General features: G+C 36.6%; 25 protein-coding genes and 1 riboswitch. Of the genes, 11 read left to right on the forward strand and 14 right to left on the reverse strand.

Features of this window, described 5'->3' with window-relative positions; genetic code table 11:
* Positions 1-110: 110 nt before the first annotated feature.
* The 6 genes from MLD65_RS18245 to MLD65_RS06670 all read right to left on the reverse strand — a co-directional run bounded on the left by MLD65_RS18245 (position 111) and on the right by MLD65_RS06670 (position 3,210).
* Entirely contained in the window at positions 111-728 is a 618-nt protein-coding gene (locus MLD65_RS18245) for an ABC transporter permease (RefSeq protein WP_347709276.1), read from the reverse strand.
* Positions 729-740: 12 nt separating this feature from the next.
* Entirely contained in the window at positions 741-1,412 is a 672-nt protein-coding gene (locus tag MLD65_RS18250; RefSeq protein ID WP_347709278.1) for an ABC transporter permease, read from the reverse strand.
* Positions 1,402-2,100, reverse strand: coding sequence for an ABC transporter ATP-binding protein (locus MLD65_RS06655; RefSeq protein ID WP_243291103.1), 699 nt, complete (start codon positions 2,098-2,100; stop codon positions 1,402-1,404). The genes MLD65_RS18250 and MLD65_RS06655 overlap by 11 nt, the downstream gene beginning before the upstream one ends.
* A gap of 1 nt (position 2,101) precedes the next feature.
* Positions 2,102-2,479, reverse strand: coding sequence for a GntR family transcriptional regulator (locus MLD65_RS06660; RefSeq protein WP_243291104.1), 378 nt, complete (start codon positions 2,477-2,479; stop codon positions 2,102-2,104).
* A gap of 320 nt (positions 2,480-2,799) precedes the next feature.
* Positions 2,800-2,940, reverse strand: coding sequence for a glycogen biosynthesis protein GlgD (locus MLD65_RS06665; protein WP_243291105.1), 141 nt, complete (start codon positions 2,938-2,940; stop codon positions 2,800-2,802).
* A 12-nt stretch (positions 2,941-2,952) separates the two neighbouring features.
* Positions 2,953-3,210 carry a YtzC family protein gene (locus tag MLD65_RS06670; protein ID WP_243291106.1) on the reverse strand — a complete coding sequence of 86 codons (258 nt, stop codon included), beginning with the start codon at positions 3,208-3,210 and terminating at the stop codon, positions 2,953-2,955.
* Positions 3,211-3,395: 185 nt separating this feature from the next.
* Between MLD65_RS06670 and mnmL the strand changes: the two genes are divergently transcribed.
* Positions 3,396-4,361, forward strand: coding sequence for a tRNA modification radical SAM protein MnmL/YtqA (gene mnmL, locus MLD65_RS06675; protein ID WP_243291107.1), 966 nt, complete (start codon positions 3,396-3,398; stop codon positions 4,359-4,361).
* Positions 4,358-4,930, forward strand: coding sequence for a tRNA 5-(aminomethyl)-2-thiouridylate-methyltransferase MnmM (mnmM, locus tag MLD65_RS06680; protein WP_243291108.1), 573 nt, complete (start codon positions 4,358-4,360; stop codon positions 4,928-4,930). Before mnmL ends, mnmM begins: the two co-directional genes overlap by 4 nt.
* Positions 4,931-5,029: 99 nt before the next feature.
* On the opposite strand, the gene MLD65_RS06685 is transcribed toward mnmM, so the two are convergent.
* A complete protein-coding gene (locus tag MLD65_RS06685; protein ID WP_243291109.1) occupies positions 5,030-6,112 on the reverse strand; it encodes a tetraprenyl-beta-curcumene synthase family protein in 1,083 nt (360 codons plus the stop codon).
* Positions 6,113-6,127: 15 nt separating this feature from the next.
* A complete protein-coding gene (locus tag MLD65_RS06690; RefSeq protein WP_243291110.1) occupies positions 6,128-6,934 on the reverse strand; it encodes an alpha/beta hydrolase in 807 nt (268 codons plus the stop codon).
* Positions 6,935-7,027: 93 nt separating this feature from the next.
* Between MLD65_RS06690 and MLD65_RS06695 the strand changes: the two genes are divergently transcribed.
* The 3 genes from MLD65_RS06695 to MLD65_RS06705 all read left to right on the forward strand — a co-directional run bounded on the left by MLD65_RS06695 (position 7,028) and on the right by MLD65_RS06705 (position 9,526).
* On the forward strand, positions 7,028-7,555 hold the full coding sequence (locus MLD65_RS06695) for a gamma carbonic anhydrase (RefSeq protein WP_243291111.1): 528 nt from the start codon (positions 7,028-7,030) through the stop codon (positions 7,553-7,555).
* 188 nt (positions 7,556-7,743) lie between these two features.
* Positions 7,744-8,283: a phosphatase PAP2 family protein gene (locus MLD65_RS06700; protein WP_243291112.1), complete on the forward strand. Its 540-nt coding sequence runs from the start codon at positions 7,744-7,746 to the stop codon at positions 8,281-8,283.
* A gap of 103 nt (positions 8,284-8,386) precedes the next feature.
* Positions 8,387-9,526: a glycosyltransferase family 4 protein gene (locus tag MLD65_RS06705; RefSeq protein ID WP_243291154.1), complete on the forward strand. Its 1,140-nt coding sequence runs from the start codon at positions 8,387-8,389 to the stop codon at positions 9,524-9,526.
* 49 nt (positions 9,527-9,575) lie between these two features.
* Here the strand turns inward: MLD65_RS06705 and metK are convergent, their stop codons facing one another.
* Positions 9,576-10,778, reverse strand: a complete 1,203-nt coding sequence (metK, locus tag MLD65_RS06710) for a methionine adenosyltransferase (protein WP_243291113.1) — start codon at positions 10,776-10,778, stop codon at positions 9,576-9,578.
* Between the two features lie 256 nt (positions 10,779-11,034).
* A riboswitch (SAM riboswitch) is annotated at positions 11,035-11,229 on the reverse strand.
* A gap of 270 nt (positions 11,230-11,499) precedes the next feature.
* On the opposite strand from metK, the gene pckA reads away from it, so the two are divergent.
* Positions 11,500-13,089, forward strand: a complete 1,590-nt coding sequence (gene pckA / locus MLD65_RS06715) for a phosphoenolpyruvate carboxykinase (ATP) (RefSeq protein WP_243291114.1) — start codon at positions 11,500-11,502, stop codon at positions 13,087-13,089.
* Between the two features lie 237 nt (positions 13,090-13,326).
* Entirely contained in the window at positions 13,327-14,520 is a 1,194-nt protein-coding gene (locus MLD65_RS06720; protein WP_243291115.1) for a dicarboxylate/amino acid:cation symporter, read from the forward strand.
* Between the two features lie 48 nt (positions 14,521-14,568).
* Here the strand turns inward: MLD65_RS06720 and MLD65_RS06725 are convergent, their stop codons facing one another.
* Both MLD65_RS06725 and MLD65_RS06730 read right to left on the reverse strand, forming a co-directional pair.
* Positions 14,569-14,811, reverse strand: a complete 243-nt coding sequence (locus MLD65_RS06725) for a DUF2584 domain-containing protein (protein ID WP_243291116.1) — start codon at positions 14,809-14,811, stop codon at positions 14,569-14,571.
* 83 nt (positions 14,812-14,894) lie between these two features.
* Positions 14,895-15,686: an alpha/beta hydrolase family protein gene (locus MLD65_RS06730; RefSeq protein ID WP_243291117.1), complete on the reverse strand. Its 792-nt coding sequence runs from the start codon at positions 15,684-15,686 to the stop codon at positions 14,895-14,897.
* Between the two features lie 119 nt (positions 15,687-15,805).
* Between MLD65_RS06730 and MLD65_RS06735 the strand changes: the two genes are divergently transcribed.
* From MLD65_RS06735 to MLD65_RS06745, 3 genes are read left to right on the forward strand one after another with little or no spacing between them, the layout of a single operon-like run.
* On the forward strand, positions 15,806-16,795 hold the full coding sequence (locus MLD65_RS06735) for an ABC transporter substrate-binding protein (RefSeq protein ID WP_481748501.1): 990 nt from the start codon (positions 15,806-15,808) through the stop codon (positions 16,793-16,795).
* A gap of 13 nt (positions 16,796-16,808) precedes the next feature.
* On the forward strand, positions 16,809-17,588 hold the full coding sequence (locus MLD65_RS06740; protein WP_243291118.1) for an ABC transporter ATP-binding protein: 780 nt from the start codon (positions 16,809-16,811) through the stop codon (positions 17,586-17,588).
* Complete coding sequence (locus MLD65_RS06745; RefSeq protein ID WP_243291119.1) at positions 17,569-18,384, forward strand: ABC transporter permease; 816 nt, start codon at positions 17,569-17,571, stop codon at positions 18,382-18,384. Before MLD65_RS06740 ends, MLD65_RS06745 begins: the two co-directional genes overlap by 20 nt.
* 32 nt (positions 18,385-18,416) lie before the next feature.
* On the opposite strand, the gene ytkD is transcribed toward MLD65_RS06745, so the two are convergent.
* Both ytkD and MLD65_RS06755 read right to left on the reverse strand, forming a co-directional pair.
* On the reverse strand, positions 18,417-18,890 hold the full coding sequence (ytkD, locus tag MLD65_RS06750; RefSeq protein ID WP_243291120.1) for an RNA deprotection pyrophosphohydrolase: 474 nt from the start codon (positions 18,888-18,890) through the stop codon (positions 18,417-18,419).
* Positions 18,891-18,953: 63 nt separating this feature from the next.
* Entirely contained in the window at positions 18,954-19,292 is a 339-nt protein-coding gene (locus MLD65_RS06755) for a hydrolase (RefSeq protein WP_243291121.1), read from the reverse strand.
* Between the two features lie 221 nt (positions 19,293-19,513).
* On the opposite strand from MLD65_RS06755, the gene MLD65_RS06760 reads away from it, so the two are divergent.
* Entirely contained in the window at positions 19,514-19,732 is a 219-nt protein-coding gene (locus MLD65_RS06760; protein WP_243291122.1) for a hypothetical protein, read from the forward strand.
* 28 nt (positions 19,733-19,760) lie between these two features.
* On the opposite strand, the gene MLD65_RS06765 is transcribed toward MLD65_RS06760, so the two are convergent.
* Positions 19,761-20,204, reverse strand: coding sequence for a Dps family protein (locus MLD65_RS06765; protein ID WP_243291123.1), 444 nt, complete (start codon positions 20,202-20,204; stop codon positions 19,761-19,763).
* Positions 20,205-20,258 lie beyond the last annotated feature (54 nt).

A 20,258-nucleotide genomic window follows, 5' to 3' on the forward strand; every position in this document is an offset into this window, starting at 1 on the left:
CCTTTAAAATTTCGAAAAAAAAAGAACGGAAGGCACGCTAAATGACATGCTTTCCGCTATATTTATTAAAATTATTCTATTCCGTTTTGTTCATTTTTTCAATAAATACGTTATATTTCTTTTCGAAGTGCAGATAATACAGGGATGTTTGTCGCTTTAAATGCTGGTCTTAAACCAGAAATAATGGCAACACCAACGCTAATACCAAAAGCAATAAGAACTAAACTAAGCGGAATATATGAAAATATAAATCCTTCAGGTCCTTCTGAGTCCGTAACTGAATTTAAAACCATCGGAATAATCCAATTGGATATTCCACTAATCCCGTATGAAATAACGACTCCAAGCATGGCCCCAACGACACCGATCCATGCACTTTCCATTAAAAAGATCCTTCGAATAACATTCGGCTGTGCCCCGATTGCCTTCATAATTCCAATTTCTTGAGTACGCTCTGTTACCGCCATTGTCATCGTATTAAATATACCAATGGATGCAATCAGAACTGCTACCGTTCCGATAAAAATTAATCCAATTTTAAATACAAGAAAAAAAACGTTCATACTGTCTAGTTGTTCTGTAACCGAATAAACGTGATAGCCTTTGTCTTTTAGTTCTTCGAGGAGCGGTTTTACGTGCTCTAAATTTGAGGCGTAAACATTCACTTCTTCTGAGTAAACCTCTCCCATTTCTTCATTCATTGATTCTTTTTCAATGATACTTTTCACTTGATTAAATACTTAATCACTAATAATAATCTTTGTATCAATATCCCAATCATTGGCAGGTTCATCTAAAACACCAACAACTTTCACTGGAATAACCTCTTCCACTTGTTCACTACTTACTCTCATCGACAAGGTTTGTCCGATTAAATCACCTTTGTACCCTTCTGGTAGTGAACCGTTTTCAGGTGGTTTTTTTTCAAATTCTATTCTTTCTTTTTCTGTATTTAAATAATTGGCAAAATGATATCCAACGACTACCTCACCATCTTGTTTCGGAAGTCTCCCTTCACTTAATTTTACACCTGTTTTTTTCCATTCCTTTATGTTCGTAAAAATCGGTGCAACAGTTGTCGCTCGATCCTGTAATGATAGATCCACCCTCTGATCTATATATTTATTTACAACTACTGCTTTCACATGTTCTAATCCTTTTAATTCTTTAAGATCTTCATCTGTCGGCATTTGCACCTCATCCCCGTCATCTTTACCGAAGACATTAATTGTTGTCACGATATCTTGTTCAAGAATTTCAGACGTAATACTTTTATGCAAACCGAAGCCGACCGATGCTAGCACGATTAAAAAGGCACACCCTATCGTTGTCGCTAATATGGTCATAAATATACGTAAACGATTTTTCTTTATGTTTTGGCGGACAAATTGCACTTGATCTTTAAACTTCATGTAATATTCCCCTCTCTAGTAAAACACCGTCGTGCAAGAAAAGTTTCCTATCACTTGATTGTGCGACTTCTTCATCGTGTGTAATCATTAAAAACGTAATTCCTTTTTCTCTATTTAACTCTTGAATGAGCGCTAAAACTTCTTGCTCTGTTTCAGAATCTAAACTTCCAGTCGGCTCATCAGCTAAAATCACTTTCGGGTTCGTAATGAGTGCTCTTGCAATACTGACACGTTGCTGTTGTCCACCTGATAGTTCGTTCGGATAATGATTGGTGTGATCTTGTAAACCAACTCTTTCTAATAAGCGAGAAACTTGTAATTTTCTCTCTTTTTCGGCAATACCCTTTAATGTTAATGGGAGTTCGACATTTTCATAGGTGGTTAAACTAGGAATCAATTGGAAGTTTTGAAAAATAAATCCTAAATAATCTAAGCGGAATTTCGCCCATTCTTTTTCATTGAAATTCGTAACATTTGTATTATTTATGACAATCTCACCTGCTGTGGGGGAAATATATCCGGAAATCAAGTGTAATAACGTTGACTTTCCTGAACCACTTTTCCCGACAATTGTAGCGATTTCTCCTTGGTGAATATGCAAATTAACATCTTGTAACACGGGAATTTCTTTTTCACTTCCCTTTTTCCCAACTTTAAATGAGTGATATAAATGGCTAACTTGAATCATGTCATTTTTCCTCCTCAATCTGTCCATTGCTTAACCAATTTTGCATTTGTTCCATATCCATTCCTTTATAACGAGCGGTAACGATCATCTGTTTTAACTGGCCTAAAACGATTCGCATTTTTTCTTCATAAATTAAACTTCTCGCTCTTTCTGTTACGAACATGCCTTTTCCGCTTATCTCCTCAATAATGCCCTGGTTTTCAAGTTCTTGATAAGCTTTGGAAACACTATTAGGATTCACACCAATCACCTTTGAGAGCTCACGAACAGAGCTAACTTGATCCCCAGGCTTTAGAACTCTTTTAAAACAAAGCTCTTTAACGTTTTGAACAATTTGTTCACAAATGGGTGTAGAGTTTCTTGGATCAATTTGAATCATTTCATCCCTACTTCCATACAGCGTATTAAGTGTACTATTAAAAATAATACACTTAATACAGTATGGTTTTTTTATTAAGTTGTCAACAATTTTTTTGTAAAATAAGCGCGAAGCGCCTGAATCAGCCTCGTACAAAATGTTCTTACGACAAAGGAGCTTTTTGCCTTTACGGCGTAAAATTTTATTTGACTTCGAGAGAGTAGGTGGCTTCCGTTGGACAAAGCTCCATTCATTGTATTTTAACGCTTTAGCGAATTTAAACTTTCTGAAACAACAAAAAAAGAAAGGTTCTTTAAACCAGAACCTTTCCTTTCCAATCACTATTTCTTTTGTTTAGCATCTAAATAATTTTTCTTGGCACTTTTTACCGGATCATATTCCCCGGCAAATTCAACATCATTACTATTCATTCCATTTTTCGTTTTTTGTTCAGGATTGTTTTGTTTCGAACGTTTTTTCATACTTTTCCTCTCCTATTGTAAAATCATATTGTTTTGTAATGACTGTAACTTTAATCGCTCTCGATACAGTTGTTCACGTTGCTGATCACTTGAACTTATTTCAAGCTGGGCAATTTCTTGAAGGACTTCTTCAAGCATTCGTTGTGCTTTTGTATATTCTTCATCGTTATAGTGCTCCTGCTTCGCTGCTTCTTCATACTGCTCTCTTGCATAGTTTAATACTTCTTCACATTTTTGAATGCAATTCTCAACAGATTGTCTCGTTGCCAAGCGAATTCCCCCTTTTCTTTCGATAAAATACAATGATCATCGTTCTTATTTTGTCATTGATAGGCTATGAATACACATGATGGGAGTTGGAAATTTTTGTTGATAACATTCCCATTTGAGATTCCATTTTATCTCGTGATAAAATGCTATGATGGTATATTTTTAACAGTAGGAGGTATCTCCATTTGAATCATGAAAATCCTTTTCCTTATACATTTGACGATAAACGTTACCATACATGGAATTATCATTTAAAACAAACATTTGGACATAAAGTGTTTAAAGTCTCTTTAGATGGCGGTTTCGACTGCCCAAATCGAGATGGCACCGTTAGTCATGGAGGCTGTACTTTTTGTAGCGCTGCTGGTTCTGGTGATTTTGCAGGAAATCGTGCGGATGATCTTGTGACACAATTTAATACGATTAAAAACAAAATGCATCATAAATGGAAAGACGGTAAATACATGGCCTATTTTCAGGCTTTCACAAATACTCATGCACCTGTTAGCGTACTGCGTGAAAAATATGAAACCGTCTTGAATCTCGATGGTGTTGTCGGACTCTCTATTGCTACTAGACCTGATTGCTTACCAGATGAAGTTGTAGACTATTTAGCTGAGTTAAATGAACGCATTTATTTATGGGTTGAATTAGGATTACAAACCGTTCATCAAAAAACAGCTGACCTTATTAATCGTGCCCATGATTATGATTGTTATGTAGAAGGAGTAGAAAAGTTAAGAAGCCATGGCATACGTGTTTGTTCACATATCATTAACGGCCTACCACTAGAAAGTTACGATATGATGATGGAAACCGCAAAAGAAGTTGCCAATTTAGATGTACAAGGAATAAAAATCCATCTCTTACATTTATTAAAAGGAACACCAATGGTGAAACAATACGAAAAAGGCTTGTTACAGTTTTTATCGTTCGATGATTATATTCAATTAGTGTGTGACCAACTTGAGATATTACCGCCGGAAATGATTATTCATCGTATTACAGGGGATGGACCGATTGAACTAATGGTTGGTCCAATGTGGAGTGTGAATAAATGGAACGTACTAAATACGATTGATAAAGAGCTAAAACGCCGGAATAGCTATCAAGGAAAATATTTCAACAGAGAAAGAGTGAAGTCGAAATGAAATTAACTCGCGTTTTACCTTTCGCCAAACAATTAATGAAAACGGCAGCAGATACAGGCGATATCGTCATTGATGCAACAGTTGGAAATGGGCATGACACCGCCTTTTTAGCCGAGCTTGTCGGGGAAAACGGGCATGTATTTGGCTATGACATCCAAGAAGAAGCCATTAAAAATACGGAAAAACTTTTAATAGATAAAAATCTTAGCAATCGTGTAACATTATTTCATCAAAGTCATAGTGCTATACAAGAAACGGTCCCAAAAGAGCATCATGGAAACGTTTCTGGAGCAATGTTCAATCTTGGATACTTGCCAGGTGGCAATAAAGACATTGTCACAAAACCAGTTTCAACCATTCAAGCTATTAAGCAACTTTTAAATGTATTGAAAAAGGAAGGGATGATTGTCCTCGTTATTTATCATGGACATGACGAAGGCAAAGAGGAACGCGATGCCATCTTACAATTTGTGAAACATTTAGATCAAAAAGAGGCTCACGTGCTTGAATATCGTTTTTTGAATCAACAAAACAACCCACCATTTATTATCGCTATTGAAAAACGGTAATTTATTCACCAAACAAGAGACTGTCCAAAAAGGAAAGCCTCTTGAAAATAAAAGGGGCATCCAAGGTCGAAAAACCATTATTGGACAGCCCCTTGTTTTTTAGGACGATTTCATAAAACTTAATTTTTGAATCTTTCGATAGGCCCGTCCATTGACGTAAAAGAAAATGGACGATGAGCCACCTAACCGTACGAGTTTTTTTGCTAACTTATTTAATTGTTTCCGTTCATTCACTTTATCATCAGATAAATAAACGCCGAGCAAGCCGCGATTAATTAAACGATGAAATTTCTCATGTGGAATGCCTTCTAAACTGCGATCCGCTTCGGTTATAAAATGTTCAAGTCGCTCCATCATATTACGCTCATTCTCATAGTAATGACAAAAATTCAAGTCCCCTTCTAGTTCATCTTCTTGTTGATCAATTAAGTAATCGAGTAAAATATGTAACCCTTGGACATATGGAAAGTATCCGTTCCTTATTTGCTTTGCCATCATTTCTGTAAAATGATTTTGAAAAGCATAAGAAACTAAACAGAATACTCCGAGTGTTGATCCCGCACAAGCTGAAAATTCATACCATTCCATTTTTGGTAAATGAGAGCGATACGTTTCAAACCAATTTTCAAGTCGCGGGACACGTTCTTCTTCTTTAACATGTTTGTGCACTTGTAAATCACAATAATATAAGCAAAGCTCGTGTAAATATGGAGCAATAACTGAATAATGTTGTCCCATGCTTCTTAGAACCGTTTGACAAGTTGAGACAAGTGCATGTAAATAGCCTCCATCTTCTTGATCTTGCCGGTATTGATAATACGATTTTAACGGCTCGTTAATGGACAATGCATCGACCATAGATTGATGAAGCATACGAAAATCTTCTGGATCCTGAGACGTGCTTCGGTCACATAAGTTGTCTAAATAATCACTAATCGTTTGATAGGCGACGATAAATTCAATACATCTTTCCATCTGCTGATCAGCTAGTATCGCTAAAATGCTTCCCCCTTCACAATGAAAGGCTTTCGATTCAATACTTTGCAAAGCTTGTTTCCTCAATTCATCATTCGGAATTTGTTCTGCTTTTTGACGCCATTTTTTTAAATAACGATGAACGGTCGGTAATACTTCACGGTATACTTTTTTCATTAACATCACTGGATGCTCTGGAATTTTCAAAATACACTCACCTCCTCACGAATTTTCATCTTCACATTTTGAATGAGGCAAATGGGCTTCAATAAACCTTTTTGCTGTCTCAAAAACGAGCTCACGTTCAGGTTCATTAAATATTTCGTGATAAAAGCCTTCCCATTCTTTGTAGGACTTTTCCGGGATTGCGAGTTCATTGAACCATTTAAATACGTACGATTTATCAACAATTAAATCCTCCCCACCTTGCATGACAAATACTGGGACTTTCGGAAATTTTGGAAGCTGTTTGAAAGCTTCGTCTATCGCTTTCAGTAGTTCACGATACCAGCGAACAGATACCTTTGTCACATACAAGGAATCATTTTCATCCATATCTTGTACTTCTTTATTTCGTGTCGCGATCTTTACGGATAAACCGGAATCAAAACGCCACTTAGGAAGAAATACATTTAAACATTTTGAAAGCGTATTTAACGCCTTATTTGGCTTTTTGACAAGACCTAAACACGGTGAAGATAAAATTACTCCATGAACCTTGAGTTCTTTTTCTTGTAATGCGCGAATCGTGATAAGTCCGCCCATGCTATGTCCTAATAAATAAATTGGTAAATCAAATGTCTTCGCTTCACGAAACCATTCTTCCACAGCTTCAATGTAATCGTCAAAGGATTGAATGTGACCTCTCCTTCTAGTCGTTGTCCCTTGACCAGGTAAGTCCCCCATGACAACATGAAAACCAGCAAGCCTCCACATTTCAATTAGCCATTTATATCTGCCGTGATGTTCTGCAGCACCATGAATAATGACAATAACCCCTTTTGGATTTTCGCTCGTCCATTTCCACATATTACTACCCCCCTTTTCGATACACTCAAACCTCATGTATAATAAATATACACTTATTTATCTCATCAAATTAATTGAAAGGACGAAACCATCATGATTTATCCTTATAAAGATAAAAAACCAGTCATTGCTGAAAGTGCCTTTATCGCAGATTTTGTGACGATTACGGGCGATGTCCAAATTGGTGAAAACACAAGCATTTGGTTTAATACAGTTATTCGTGGAGATGTATCTCCAACTATGATTGGTAAGGGTGTCAACATTCAAGATCAATGTTGTCTTCATCAAAGCCCGAATCGTCCGCTTATTATTGAGGACGGTGTTTCAGTTGGCCACCAAGTTATACTCCATAGTTCGATTATACGAAAAAACGCTCTCATCGGCATGGGTTCCATTATTTTAGACGGAGCTGAAATTGGTGAAGGAGCATTTATCGGTGCCGGTAGCTTAGTGCCTCCTGGGAAAAAAATCCCTCCTAATTGTTTAGCTTTTGGCAGACCAGTGAAAGTCATTCGAGAATTGACAGAGGATGACCGCCGAGATATGGATCGAATCCGTCGCGAATATGTAGAAAAAGGACAATTTTATAAACAATGTGAACCAATCGAAAAAAAAGAATAAATGTTACACGTTGTTTATAAAGATATCTTAAAAGTCCTTTTTTAGAAATTCTATATTTTACTCAATCAGTTCATAAAAATGTTAAAAATTTGCAAATCTTTTTTTCGCAATCTTTACAAAAATTTATTACTCCTTAAATATTCCTCCCTTACAATAAAAGAAAAGATTTGCAAAGGAGTAAACAGAAAATGAGCAAATTTATTGCCACAATGTATGACGTTGAGTGTAAATTATTTAAGTATGTGAATCAATATTTCGAAAAAAAATGTTTAAACTTTTATTTTCGCAACATCACCCATATTGGCGGTGCCACATTTACCATTTTACTTTCTCTTTTATTCATTGTTTTTGCTGAGCATCCTTTAAAATCTGTTGCTCTTGCAAGTGGTGCCGCTTTGTTGTTTAGTCACATTCCCGTTGCAATTATAAAAAAATTATATCCTCGCAAACGTCCTTATATAGCTTTACAAGATGCGAAAATATTAAAAAACCCACTACAAGATCATTCATTTCCTTCAGGACATACGACAGCCATTTTTTCTCTCGTAACTCCTTATATATTATTTATGCCTGAACTTTTTATTATCATTCTTCCTATTGCTTTTAGTGTAGCGCTCTCTCGTATATATTTAGGGCTTCATTATCCTTCAGATGTGCTCGTTGGGATGTTTTTAGGTAGCTGTACAGGCGTTATTTGTTATACAACCATCACACAACTTATAACCTAAGCTCTTATGGAATCATTCTCTCCACATAGAATGGAATATAAGAATAACTCTTATCTCTTTATATCTTTTACAGTTATAAATATAAATAGACAGGAGGTTCATGATGAAGGTTGCGATCTTTACAGATACGTTTTACCCTGACGTCAATGGAGTAGCACGGACGCTAAAGCGATTTACAGATCATTTAGAAAAACGTGGACATGAATATCGCGTTTTTGCACCAGAGAGTACAAACGACCACTTGTTTTCCAATAATATCCGTCGTTTTACAAGCTTGCCTTTTTTCTTATACCCGGAATGCCGGCTCGCTTTACCAAATATGCTCCAGATTAAAGCAGAGCTTATCCGCTTTCAACCAGACCTTATTCATATCGCTACACCATTTAATGTAGGACTTTGTGGATTACATTATGCAAAAAAGTTAAACATTCCACTTGTAGGATCTTATCATACAGATTTTGATCAATATTTAGAGTATTACGACCTGCAACTTTTCTCGAAATTATTGTGGAAATATATGCATTGGTTTCATCGTCCGTTCGAAAAAATATTTGTTCCATCACATTTTACAATGGAACAACTAACAAAGCACGGGTTTACGAATTTACACATTTGGGCAAGAGGCGTCGATTGCCAAATGTTTCACCCCTATTTTGACAAACTAGAAATTCGAACGAAATACAACCTTAAGGAAAAGTATATTTTATCGTATGTTGGTCGAATTGCCCCCGAAAAAGATATCGAGACGTTAATAACGATTGCCAATAACCTTCCCGAGCATGTAAAACAAAATGTTCATTGGTTAATTGTTGGAGAAGGTCCTTCACTTGAAGAAATGAAACAGAAAGCACCTACTAATAGCACATTTACAGGATTCTTAAAAGGAGAAGAATTGGCAAAAGTGTACGCTACTTCTGATTTATTTGTGTTCCCTTCACCGACAGAAACATTTGGAAATGTCGTATTAGAAGCGATGGCATCTGGCACACCGACAATTGGTGCCAATTCAGGTGGAGTAAAAAACATTATTCAACATTACAAAACAGGTAGTTTATGTGAAATGAAACAGGCAAATCAGTTTATTGAGGAAATTGCGTATCTTTTATCCAATGACTCAAAGCGAATTGAAATGGGGCATGAAGCCCGTTCTTACGCATTATCACAAACGTGGGACTCCATTTTAGATGGACTTATCAATGAATATAAAACAGTCATTAACTATAAAAAAGTTCAATACGCTTAGCACTTCTATCGAATTAAAAAACCCCCTCAATTTAGAGGGGGCCTTTTTGTTAAGATGATAATGCTTGTTCACGAAGCGCAGTCGCTTTATCTGTGCGCTCCCATGGTAAATCAAGATCGTTGCGTCCAAAGTGACCGTAAGCGGCCGTCTTTTTGTAAATTGGACGACGTAAGTCAAGCATTTTAATGATACCAGCTGGACGAAGATCGAAGTTTTTACGTACAACCTCTACAAGGACATCTTCAGAAACTTTGCCAGTACCGAATGTATCAATCGAGATCGAGACCGGTTGTGCCACACCAATTGCATAAGCAAGTTGAACTTCACATTTATCGGCAAGTTCTGCTGCAACAATATTTTTCGCTACGTAACGAGCAGCATAGGCAGCAGAACGGTCAACCTTTGTAGGATCCTTACCAGAAAAAGCTCCACCACCGTGACGAGCATAACCGCCATACGTATCAACAATAATTTTGCGACCTGTTAAACCAGCATCCCCTTGAGGTCCACCGATAACAAAACGACCTGTAGGGTTAATGAAATATTTTGTATGTTCATCTATTAATTCTTTTGGAACTACCGGATCAATGACATGTTCCTTAATATTACGTTGAATTTGTTCTAACGTAATTTCTGGATGATGTTGAGTCGACACAACAATTGTATCAATACGGACAGGCTTATCGTTTTCATCGTACTCAACTGTTACTTGAGTTTTCCCGTCAGGACGTAAGTATGGGAGAATTTCTTCTTTACGAACTTCTGTTAAACGTCTAGAAATTTTATGTGCTAAAGAAATCGGTAATGGCATTAATTCTTTCGTTTCGTTACAAGCGTAACCAAACATTAACCCTTGATCCCCTGCACCAATCGCTTCAATTTCTTCATCTGTCATTTGTCCTTCACGTGCTTCAAGCGCTTTATCTACACCCATTGCAATATCAGGGGATTGCTCGTCAATAGATGTTAATACAGAGCAAGTTTCAGCATCAAAACCGTATTTTGCACGCGTATAACCAATTTCCTTTACCGTTTCACGAACAATTTTTGGAATATCAACATAAGTGCTTGTCGTGATTTCTCCACTTACTAATACTAAACCAGTTGTAACAGAAGTTTCACATGCTACACGTGCATTCGGATCATTTTCTAAAATGGCATCTAAAATGGAATCAGAAATTTGGTCACAAATCTTATCCGGATGCCCTTCCGTTACAGACTCCGATGTAAATAGACGTCTTTTATTCGTCATGAACTTTTCCTCCTCAAATATTATCAATTGGTTGAGACGGAACTCATTTCCCTTCTAAAAATAGTGTTCACTTATACATGCTTTCAATTAGTAGCATTTTTTACTATAAGAGAATGATCAAAAAGGGGTCATGTCTTTTTAAGATTTCAAGAAAGAGAACTTCCCACCTTTTTGAACATACACTATTTACTTATCGCAAAGAAAAAACCTTTCCTTACTTTGAGGAAAGGTTGATAATGTCGTTCATTGCCTTTCACTCTTATCGATCAAGGACAATACCTTGCATCAGGTTAGCACCGTTGCTCGAAAACGACCGCATGCCATGAAGTAAATAATCACCTTCTTACACCCCATTAATTGTACAATGAATGATGATGTATGCGGCTACTTTCTTTGTAAGCCGGTTGCTGGGTTTCATCGGGCCTGTCCCTCCACCAACTCGGGATAAGAGAATCCGTTCAAGCAATTATCTTACATGAATAAAATGGGCAATGTCAACAAAAAAATGACTAGATTCTTCATAATTATCGATAATATAATTAAATATACTGAAGTCCTTATTTCCCTTTAAGATGGGATAAAATTTAGCTACCTATTTTTTAATAAAATACGAACAAAAAAACACGAAATAGTATAGACTATTTTTGTAAATGTGTTATACTAATTTTGAACTTACATTGATGATGACTTTAATTTATATAAAAAAAGGATGGTATGAGGAATGAATACAGTGGATATATCCAATGAGTTAATTCATGTATTGAACGGTACGAATACTTACCATAATTTATCTGTTTCCCAATTGGTTGAAAAAGTGCTTGCGCGTAATGAGGGAATTCTTACATCAACAGGCGCTGTTCGTGCAACTACAGGAAAATACACTGGACGTTCTCCTAAAGATAAATTTATTGTAGACGAAGCATCTACTAGAGATAAAATTGATTGGGGTTCTGTTAATCAACCTATATCGGAAGAAATTTTTGAAAAACTTTACGTGAAAGTAATCGAGTACTTGAAAAAGAAAGATGAGTTATTTGTATTTAAAGGCTTCGCGGGTGCAGACGAAAGATATCGACTTCCAATTCAAGTGATCAATGAATTTGCATGGCACAATTTATTTGCTCATCAACTTTTTATTCGCCCAGAAAATGAAGATGAGTTAAAGAATCATGAAAATCCATTTACAATCGTATCTGCGCCAACTTTCAAAGCTGATCCTGAAATTGATGGTACAAATTCAGAAACATTTATTATGCTATCTTTCGAAAAACGGATTATCTTAATTGGTGGGACAGAATATGCAGGGGAAATGAAAAAATCCATTTTTTCTGTTATGAACTTTTTATTACCTGAAAATGACATTTTATCGATGCATTGTTCTGCAAACGTAGGTCAAGAAGGTGATGTTGCGTTATTCTTTGGCCTTTCTGGCACGGGAAAAACAACATTATCCGCAGATCCAAAGCGCCGCTTAATTGGTGATGATGAGCACGGTTGGTCTCACTCTGGCGTATTTAACATTGAAGGTGGATGCTACGCAAAATGTATCGGACTATCTCGCGAAAAAGAACCGCAAATTTTTGATGCTATTCGATTCGGCTCTGTTCTTGAAAATGTTATGATTGATGAGGAAACGCGTGTTGCTGATTATGATAGTTCCTTTTTAACAGAAAATACGCGAGCTGCGTATCCTATTGAAGCAATTGACAACATTATAAAACCAAGTATTGCCGGACATCCAAATACAATCGTATTCTTAACAGCAGATGCTTTCGGTGTGTTACCACCGATCTCTAAATTAACGAAAGAACAAGCAATGTACCACTTCTTAAGTGGTTATACAAGTAAACTTGCTGGTACTGAGCGTGGTATTACATCACCGCAAACAACATTCTCAACATGCTTCGGGTCGCCATTCTTACCTTTACAAGCTACTCGATATGCTGAAATGCTTGGCCAAAAAATAGATGAACACGATGTGAAAGTATTTTTAGTGAACACTGGATGGACTGGAGGCGAATACGGCGTAGGCCAACGTATGAAGCTTTCCTACACAAGAGCTATGGTTCAAGCAGCTTTAGAGGGCGATTTAGACAATGTTGAAACCGTAAAAGATGAAATTTTCGGTTTACACATTCCTTTACATGTACCAGGTGTACCTGATGAAGTGTTACAACCTGTAAAAACATGGGACGATCAAGAGGCATATTATACAAAAGCAAAAGAACTTGCGGAAGCATTTAAAGAAAACTTTAAAAAGTTTTCAAATGTTCCTGAAGAGATTGGAAAGCTCGGAGGGCCAACTGTATAATTGATGTAACAAGCTGACCAATGGTCAGCTTGTCCTGTTTTTTTGGCAAATGACCAATATATCCCTACAATAGATAGATTAGGATATGCATCTACATTTACCTTAAATTTATGTATTTCAATATAATTTTTCTGAATAATGAAAATTTTATTTTTATCGTTCCAATCTGTTTTATTTTATGATACTTTATTTATAATTCATCTCAGATGAACATCTGTATATAAGAGGGGGACAAAAATGAAAATCAACATCGGTCTTTTACCTAGAATTATTTTAGCAATTGTTTTAGGCGTTGCCATCGGTAGTGTTGCACCACAATGGCTAGTCAAGTTGTTCTCAACCTTTAATGGCATTTTTGGCAGCTTCCTAGGATTTGTCATTCCGCTTATTATTATCGGTTTTATCGCACCCGGTATTGCGGAAATGGGAAGAGGCGCTGGAAAAATGCTCGGTATTACAACTGCTGTTGCCTACGGGTCAACGATTGTAGCCGGTTTACTTGCTTTTTTTGCAGGATCAGCGTTCCTTCCATCTTTTATCTCTGGCAACCACTTAGAAGAATTGGAAAATCCAGAGGAATTTTTACAGCATCCTTTCTTCCAAATAGACATGCCTCCTGTTATGGGCGTGATGAGTGCTTTATTATTAGCTTTTATTTTAGGAATAGGAATGGCCACAATCAAAGGCGACACATTGCAGCAAGCGTTTAATAACTTCCGTACAATTATTGAAAAATTAATTTCAAACATTATTATTCCACTTCTTCCTATTCATATTTTTGGAATTTTCGCGAACATGACGTACGGTGGGCAAGTAGCACTTATATTATCTGTTTTTGCTAAAGTTTTTGCACTAATTATCGCTCTTCATATCATCATGTTACTGATCCAATATACAACTAGCGGTGTTGTATCAGGAAAAAATCCATTTACATTGATGAAAACGATGCTTCCTGCTTACTTTACAGCACTTGGAACTCAATCATCTGCAGCAACAATTCCTGTTACATTACGACAAGCAAAACAAACAGGCGTTAAAGAAAAAGTAGCAGATTTTACTGTACCGCTATTAGCAACGATTCACTTATCTGGTAGTACGATCACATTAGTATCTTGTGCCATGGGTGTGATGTTGTTAAATGGACAAACTCCTGACCTTGCTTCCATTACACCGTTTATTTTCATGCTAGGTGTCACAATGATAGCCGCACCTGGTGTACCTGGTGGTGCCGTCATGGCTGCATTAGGGTTATTAGATTCTATGCTTGGCTTTAATGAAACGATGCTAACGTTAATGATTGCCTTATATTTAGCGCAAGATAGCTTCGGAACAGCAACAAACGTAACAGGTGATGGAGCATTAACGGTTATCGTCAATAAATTTACAAAGAAACAAAGTAGCGGGTCAAAAAATGAAGCTTCCATAGCATAATTTAAAAGATTAAAAACTCGGCTGATTTACAGCCGAGTTTTTTTACCCTTAATTGGTTGATTTTAAGGCAATCAAATTATATGTTAAAACCGTTTTATTATTTTCGAGTTCAATCTTTTGAATGATACCCGTTCCAATTGTGTCACCTTCAATTGTTTTTTTAACTTCAAGTGGGATATCAATTGGATAAAGACGGTATCCTTTTTTTACAAGTCGGAACATATTTTCTTCGATACGTTTTTCATTTCCTTTTGTTACAATCATTGTATTTAATTCAAGTGGCATTCCCATCGTCTATTCAGCCCCTTCATCTTCCATTTATCTGTTGTTATCATATCATTTCTGAAGACAATAAGGTAGTATAGCCATTCGAGTTATTGTCTTTTCATCCATTCTGTTAATTGTTTGACCATTTCCCTGTTCATCTTAGGAGGGAAGTAATGATTAAATTTTTCAACATATATCGTCGTAACGAGTTTACCTAATTCTTTTAATCGTTTTTCAAGTCGGTACGCATGCTTAATGGATACATTTTGATCTTGAACGCCATGAATAATGAGTACTGGTACATGTAATTGTTCTAGTTCATATAAAGGTGTTCGCCATTTATAACGGTCGGGATATTTATTTGGCGTACCTCCAATAACCCGCTTCATCATACGCCGTAAATCTTCGCGTTCAACATATGTAAGTGCCATATCAGAAACACCGCCCCATGTGACGACAGAACGAATGGCTGGACAATCTGGACAATGAATAGCAGTTAATAGAGCCATTACACCTCCACGAGAAAAACCGAAGACATGAATACGACTTTTTCGTACATTCAAATGATTTCTTAGAAGACGAACAGCTGAAAACGCATCGACACGATCGTTTCCGGCAAAGTCTTCATTTCCTTCCCCTCCTTGATTACCACGATAATAAGGGGCCATCACAACAAACCCTTGCGCTGCAAATTGAACGATTCGGCTTGGTCTTACCATACCAACATTTTTAATACCACCTCGTAAATATAAAAAGCCATCATATATCCCGGGCTTACGAGGCTCTGCTAATAACCCTTTAACTTTTAAACCATCTGACCAATATGTTACTTGAAATAATTTTATATTCGGATTAGGTGAAGGAAATAACTGCTTTTCAATCACATCGCCATTTTTCATATCATATCCTCCAGCTATTAGGCATTCACATATTTATGATTCTTTTCATACTGTAACGTAGGTATAAATGTTTTTACAAGGTTTGAATCGGAACTGTTCAATAAAAGGAGGGCTATAACATGAAAAAGTGGCTATTTACACTTTTTCTCGCAAGTGTCATGCTTTTTTCTCTCGTTGCTTGTAATAAAAATCAAGGTAACGAAAAAATTCGCTTAGCGGAAGTTACTCATTCTGTTTTTTACGCACCTTTGTATGTCGCCATTGAAAAAGGATTTTTCGAGGCTGAGGGAATTGATTTAGAATTGAAGACAACGTGGGGAGGAGACAAAACGATGACAGCGCTCTTATCAGGTGGTGCTGATATCGCTTTAGTCGGTTCCGAAACGACCATTTACGTTCATGCTCAAGAAGCGAATGATCCTGTTATTAATTTTGCCCAACTAACCCAAACGGATGGGACATTTCTCGTGTCTCGAAAACCGATCGAACATTTTCAATGGGATATGTTAAATGGAACAACCTTTTTAGGCCAACGAAAAGGTGGAATGCCACAAATGGTTGGGGAATTTGTATTGAAAAAACATAACATCGACCCACATCAGGATCTACATTTAATCCAAAATATTGACTTTGCCAACATCGCTAATTCCTTTGCATCTGGAACAGGGGACTTCGTGCAACTCTTTGAACCAACTGCGAGCATTTTCGAACAGGAAGGAAAAGGGCATATCGTCGCGTCATTCGGTGAGGAGTCTGGATTAGTACCATATACATCTTTTATGGCAAAGAATAGCTACCTAGAAAAAAACGATGAAACCATCGTAAAATTTACAAAAGCACTATACAAAGCGCAACGATGGGTAGATACTCATACTCCAAGAGAAATCGCTGAAGTCGTTGCCCCACAATTTGAAGATACGTCCATTGACTTACTCGATACTGTCATCGACCGCTATAAAACCCAAGGCTCTTATGCAACAAATCCATTATTAGACGAAGAAGAATGGAATAATTTACAAAACATTATGGATGAAGCAGGAGAACTTCCTCAACGTGTCGATTATGAAACACTTGTTAATACAACGTTTTCTGAGGAGGCCGTCAAGTAAGGAGGCATGTTCCATGTCGGCGTTTTTAATGATTAATCATATCCATCATACGTATTTCACAAAAGATTCTGCATCCCGTGCCTTAGACGATATCCATCTATCCATTGAGGAAGGGGAATTTATCTCCTTCCTTGGACCTAGTGGCTGTGGGAAAACAACTTTATTATCGATCGTTTCAGGGCTCCTAAAGCCAACGAGTGGTGAAGTTTATATACAAGGAAAACGAGTTGAATCAACGAGCTCTTCAATTGGTTACATGCTACAGCAAGACTATTTATTCCCTTGGAAAACCATTCAAGAAAATATATTAATTGGATTAAAGATTTCAAAACAATTTAATAAAGAAACAACTGCTTCCGCAACGAAATTACTCAATGAGATGGGATTAAAATCGGTTCATAAATCATACCCTCGTCAATTATCAGGAGGGATGAGACAAAGAGCGGCTCTCGTACGTACTTTAGCAACCAATCCGAAACTTTTATTATTAGATGAACCTTTCTCAGCGCTCGACTACCAAACAAAATTAAAGCTTGAAGACCTTGTTTTTGACACATTGAAGCTATACGGGAAAACAGCCCTATTAGTTACTCATGATATTGGTGAAGCGATAGCAATGAGTGACCGAATTATCATTCTTTCTTCACAACCTGGAAAAGTTGAAAAAATTATCCAAGTCCCTGAAAACTTGCAGCAATTAACACCTTTTCATGCGAGGCAGCACCCGACATTTCCCGATCTGTTTCAATCTATATGGAAGGAGTTAGATCAACTTGAAACATCAAAACAATGACATTGATCTTCTCCATAAACAATATGTAAAAAAGCTACAAATCGAAAAGAATTGGATTTTTATTTTCCAATTCATTATATTTATTACATTCTTTACACTATGGGAAGTTGCATCGTTTCAAAGATGGATTGACCCTCTCATCTTTAGTGCTCCTTCGAAAATATGGACCTTGTTTGTTGATAAAATTAGTGACGGTACGTTAGTCACACATTTAAATGCTACTCTTTTTGAAACGATTGTAGGCTTTATTTTAGGGACTGCACTCGGTACATTATTAGCCGCTTTTTTATGGTGGTTTCCGAAAATGGCCAAAATTCTTGACCCTTACTTAGTCATTTTAAACGCAATGCCTAAAGTCGCACTTGGGCCTATTTTAATCGTAGCACTCGGACCAGGGTTCACTTCCATTATCGCAATGGGAACAATTATTTCTGTTATTATTACGACCATCGTCGTTTACACATCATTTAAAGAAGTCGACCCAAATTATATTAAAGTACTCAAAACCTTCCATGCTTCTAAATTCCAAACATTTAAAGAAGCTGTTTTACCAGCATCCTTTCCGACCATTATTTCTACACTAAAAGTTAATGTTGGCTTATCGTGGGTAGGCGTTATCGTCGGAGAATTTCTCGTATCCGGTAAAGGTCTCGGCTATATGATCATTTATGGATTCCAAGTATTTAACTTTACACTCGTCATGCTCAGCTTATTATTAATCGCCATTTTTGCAACGATTATGTATAAAATCGTTGAATGGTTAGAAGCAAAATTGATAAAAAATATGGATTTATGACAGGAAAAAGGCCGGGGTTCAATCACCCGGCTTTATGTATGATTAAGTATCTTCATTCGTTCTAGGCTATTTAAAAGGACTCTGTCTTTCATAATAAAACTGAAACGTTTGTCTTCTTGAATATTTGTTGGGAGTTCATTAAGTAAAACGGGACCTTTTGTTTCATAGTATGTTTCTTTTTTGATGATCTTTTCAATTGTAGCAACGTAAATATTTTTTACTATTTCCTTTTCTTTACCAAGCACTTTATATTGCCCTAAGTACTTCATTGTTTGAACGATACCACCTGTTTCTTCAAATACTTCCCTCATTGCTGCATCAACAGGCGTTTCTCCTTTTTCAACTTTTCCGCCTGGGAACTCATAGCCTCGGTCTTGATGATTCGTTAGCAGCCATTGACGACCATACTTACATATTACCCATACATGTTTTGGCTTTTTCGAAAAAGGATGGTCGTCAAAGGATAATAGTACTTCATTTTGATAAAAATCAGTAAATCGGATCATCTTAATCCCTCTATTTCAGTTCGTATCACTCACATCTTATCACACTGAACAGGGAATGTATATTTATTGAGGCTCTTCTATAATACGATCGATAATTCCACTTGTCCGAATATGCTCCTTTGCCTCTTCATCCCCTAATTCATAAATCATTTGATACACTTTTTTATTAAGTGAATCAATTGCGTCGTTCTCACGGTCATAATGGTAGCCTACATACGGAACATGTGCTCGAAAAAAGTTTTGCCAACCAGTAGAATGAATTTGATCAAAATACTCCCGCAACATTGTTATTTCATCATCTGTAGCTTCAATTTTAAAATCCCACGGTGATGCTGTACGACTTTGGGAAATTTCACCACTTGCAACTGATATATAATACGTTTTTTTACGATGATCAACCATGTTCATAAGCCCCCTCTTGCATTCTGTTTTTGTTTTTCCCATTAAGAACTTGAATTATTCTTAAGAAAAACACAACCATCTTGATGACAACAGATAAAAACTTCTGCAAAAATTTATTTTTGTTTAAACGTATGAATAAACGATTTTATTCAACATTATTAAGAGAAACCATCAGTAACGAATTCAAGTCGGAAAAACGTCACGAAAAGGGAGTTAGTTGAATGAGTATCGTACATGATCAAATAATTCAAGCACTTGAAACAATGAGAACAGATGAGGAAGACTTAGATGCCATGCTTCTTACGGTATTGCGAAAATTTACGAAACAGCAATTAGTCCATGAATTACAAGCAATGACAGACGAACAGCTTCACGTATTGCTTCTACCCTATTTAAAAGAACGAGCGGACGAACTGCTTCTTCAATTTGAAAATGTATAAAAAAAGAAGAAAGGGCTCCCCTTTCTTCTTACTCTCCTAAAAATGATTTTAACATCCAATTATGCTTTTCTAGTGTTTGATGAATACCTAATAGCATATCCCCTGTTGCTTCATCATTTGCTTCATCTGCTAACTCCATACCGTTCGATAAATCTTCAATGAGCATCGTAAAATCGTCATGGATTTGTTTCACCATTTGTTCAGCAGACTCATTCCCTGACGCTTCTTGAATGGAAGAAATCTCTAAGCACTCTTTCATCGTACCGACAGGCTTTCCATTTAAAGCAAGTAAACGTTCAGCTAAATCATCGATATATGTCGCAGCCTCTGTGTACAATTCCTCAAATTTGTCATGTAAAACGAAAAAATGCGGTCCCTTTACGTTCCAGTGGTAATTGTGTAATTTCACGTAAAGGACAGTCCAATCAGCCACTTGTTTATTCACGACATCTACTAATTGTGATTGTTTCATTTTGACATTCCTCCTTTTATCGTTTCACTTGTACATTACCCTTTTTAAAAAAAC

The sequence above is a fragment of the Bacillus sp. FJAT-47783 genome, from assembly GCF_022808615.1.
In the GTDB taxonomy this organism is placed as follows: domain Bacteria; phylum Bacillota; class Bacilli; order Bacillales; family Aeribacillaceae; genus Bacillus_BZ.

Excerpts from the sequence above, each read along its gene's own strand:
- MLD65_RS06705 (WP_243291154.1), top strand. The coding sequence starts at position 8,387 with ATGAAGGTTGCGATCTTTACAGATACGTTTTACCCTGACGTCAATGGA.
- MLD65_RS06740 (WP_243291118.1), top strand. The coding sequence starts at position 16,809 with ATGTCGGCGTTTTTAATGATTAATCATATCCATCATACGTATTTCACA.
- MLD65_RS18250 (WP_347709278.1), bottom strand. The coding sequence starts at position 1,412 with ATGAAGTTTAAAGATCAAGTGCAATTTGTCCGCCAAAACATAAAGAAA.
- metK (WP_243291113.1), bottom strand. The coding sequence starts at position 10,778 with ATGACGAATAAAAGACGTCTATTTACATCGGAGTCTGTAACGGAAGGG.
- MLD65_RS06660 (WP_243291104.1), bottom strand. The coding sequence starts at position 2,479 with ATGATTCAAATTGATCCAAGAAACTCTACACCCATTTGTGAACAAATT.
- pckA (WP_243291114.1), top strand. The coding sequence starts at position 11,500 with ATGAATACAGTGGATATATCCAATGAGTTAATTCATGTATTGAACGGT.
- MLD65_RS06665 (WP_243291105.1), bottom strand. The coding sequence starts at position 2,940 with ATGAAAAAACGTTCGAAACAAAACAATCCTGAACAAAAAACGAAAAAT.
- MLD65_RS06695 (WP_243291111.1), top strand. The coding sequence starts at position 7,028 with ATGATTTATCCTTATAAAGATAAAAAACCAGTCATTGCTGAAAGTGCC.
- MLD65_RS06730 (WP_243291117.1), bottom strand. The coding sequence starts at position 15,686 with ATGAAAAATGGCGATGTGATTGAAAAGCAGTTATTTCCTTCACCTAAT.
- MLD65_RS06655 (WP_243291103.1), bottom strand. The coding sequence starts at position 2,100 with ATGATTCAAGTTAGCCATTTATATCACTCATTTAAAGTTGGGAAAAAG.
- MLD65_RS06720 (WP_243291115.1), top strand. The coding sequence starts at position 13,327 with ATGAAAATCAACATCGGTCTTTTACCTAGAATTATTTTAGCAATTGTT.
- MLD65_RS06760 (WP_243291122.1), top strand. The coding sequence starts at position 19,514 with ATGAGTATCGTACATGATCAAATAATTCAAGCACTTGAAACAATGAGA.
- MLD65_RS06755 (WP_243291121.1), bottom strand. The coding sequence starts at position 19,292 with ATGGTTGATCATCGTAAAAAAACGTATTATATATCAGTTGCAAGTGGT.
- ytkD (WP_243291120.1), bottom strand. The coding sequence starts at position 18,890 with ATGATCCGATTTACTGATTTTTATCAAAATGAAGTACTATTATCCTTT.
- MLD65_RS06700 (WP_243291112.1), top strand. The coding sequence starts at position 7,744 with ATGAGCAAATTTATTGCCACAATGTATGACGTTGAGTGTAAATTATTT.
- mnmM (WP_243291108.1), top strand. The coding sequence starts at position 4,358 with ATGAAATTAACTCGCGTTTTACCTTTCGCCAAACAATTAATGAAAACG.
- MLD65_RS06765 (WP_243291123.1), bottom strand. The coding sequence starts at position 20,204 with ATGAAACAATCACAATTAGTAGATGTCGTGAATAAACAAGTGGCTGAT.
- MLD65_RS06690 (WP_243291110.1), bottom strand. The coding sequence starts at position 6,934 with ATGTGGAAATGGACGAGCGAAAATCCAAAAGGGGTTATTGTCATTATT.
- MLD65_RS06735 (WP_481748501.1), top strand. The coding sequence starts at position 15,806 with ATGAAAAAGTGGCTATTTACACTTTTTCTCGCAAGTGTCATGCTTTTT.
- MLD65_RS06725 (WP_243291116.1), bottom strand. The coding sequence starts at position 14,811 with ATGGGAATGCCACTTGAATTAAATACAATGATTGTAACAAAAGGAAAT.